This is a genomic window from Synechococcus sp. H60.3, from assembly GCF_047462295.1.
Lineage (GTDB): Bacteria > Cyanobacteriota > Cyanobacteriia > Thermostichales > Thermostichaceae > Thermostichus.
In genome coordinates this window covers 9422-11295 of record NZ_JANSIY010000005.1, presented here as the reverse complement: position 1 = coordinate 11295, position 1874 = coordinate 9422, and the positions used below count along the sequence as shown (strand labels likewise).

At 62.4% G+C, this 1874-nt stretch carries 1 protein-coding gene; it reads right to left on the bottom strand.

Features of this window, described 5'->3' with window-relative positions:
* The coding region (locus tag NW841_RS01305; protein ID WP_414385028.1) for a transglutaminaseTgpA domain-containing protein at nt 1-1613 on the bottom strand (1613 nt) is incomplete at its 3' end.
* Nucleotides 1614-1874 lie beyond the last annotated feature (261 nt).

Here is a 1874-nt window from a genome sequence, read left to right as displayed (position 1 = left end):
ACATTGGCCTCTGGCGGCGTGGCGTCGAAGCGGATCCATCCATAGGGGCCAAAGGGGATCTCCGTCCAAGAATGGGCATCGGCGTTGCGCACCGCCAGGTACTTTTCCTGCGCCACCCAGCGCCCGCCCAAAAAGCCATTGACCACGCGGGCCGGGATGCCAAGGCTGCGGGCCAGCACCGTCAGGGCGGTGGCAAAGTATTCGCAGTGGCCGCGACGGTGGGTAAACAAAAAGGCCTCCAAAGGCGGCTCAGCCCCGGGATCCGGCAGATCCGTGGTGTAGGCGTAGTTCTCCAGCAGATAGTTCTGCAGAGCCGCTACCTTGCCAAAGACATCGGGGATCCCAGCCGTGATCTCCTCTGCCAAGGCGGGAATGCGCGGATCTAGATCTGCCGGCAACTGCAGGTAAGCTGCCCGCTGGGCTGGGTCAAGAGCACTCAGCAGCTCCTCCTGGCTAAGCTGGCGCAGGCGGGGCTCCAGATCGCGGGGGATCCGGCTCACGGCGCGGTAGAGATAGGGCAGCCGGGGGGGCAGGGAATGGCTGACATCCCCGCTCTCGTGCAGGAGGAGGCGGCGAGTTTGCCGTTGCCATGCCTGCTGAGGGGTCATCACTCCACCCCGATCCAACCACTCCACCTCCAGCAGTGGCGCCACCCCAAAGACGGTGTTGGTGGCCAGCGGCTCTAGGTAGATAAGCTGCTCCAGGGGAAAGAACTGGAGGTCGCTAGCGGTGGGGATCAAGGGGGAAGCCGAGAGATCGAAGACCCCTGCTGCAGTGGGGAAAATCGGGATCGCGTGGTCCAGCGTCCGCGACCAAGCCCGCCCGTCGTAGCGATCAAAGCTGATCCCCCGCCAGTAGAGGGACTCCACCTGGGGCGGCACCCCCGCCGGGAACTCCACCCGCATGACAACAGTGCTGTCGGTCTTGAGGGTGCCGAACTCCCCCAGGCTGACTTCCTCGGCAAAGCCGGTGGTCATCACCGGCGAGCGGGCCTGCCGGCCTAGGAGCCCCAAGCTAAGGCGCGGAAAGAGGAAAAACAAAACCACCGAGAGAAGGGTTGCCAGCAAAGCCAGGGATCCAAGCAACCCCAGAAAGTTGAGGTCGATCCCGCGGACTTGGCTAGCCGCCTGGGGGTGCTGCTCCGCCTGCAGGCGCAGGTGATAGAGGGTGAGGTTAACCAGCCCCACCCCCACATACAGCAGGAATAAAAACCCAAAGCTGATGTCCTCGTTAAAGAGGGTGGCAATGGCCATCAGAAGCAAAGACAACACCGCCAACTGAATGTAGTCGGCTGCCCGCTCCCGCTGAAACAACTTGGCCCCCGTAAGGTAGAGCACCAGGCCTATGGCCCCATCCGAAAGCGGCAGCACGCCCGCAAGCACCAGGGCCGCCAAGCTGACCAGCACGCTCACCGTCAGGGGCATCCACAGGGGCGCATAGCGGGCAAAGCTAATGCGGGGCGGCTCCCAAAACCAACTGGCAGCCCCCGCCGCCAAGCAGAGGGCGATAACCGCCGGCGACAGGGCCTGATCCCCAAGGCAGAGGGCCGTAAAGGCAATCCCCACCAGCAGGTAGATGAAGAGCTTTTGGACGGCAAGCAGTGGCCAGGTCATGGGCTAGGTTGCTTCGGGATCCCTCAAGTGGCCCTTCCAAGATAGCCAAGTCTTTCCTCTTCTCCTGCCCCCTATTGCCGCCACGCCTTGCGACGGGGAGAAGACAGACTTCTGCCGCAGCACTAGAATCGTTAATGTTCCTTAACTTTTGTTGTTTTTCGACTCGCCAATTTTGGGCAGAGTCTCCACCCACGCTGCACACAGAGGGGATGAGATGTCCGGCCAAAACGAAATCCATGTGGTGGGGGCGCGGCAGCACAA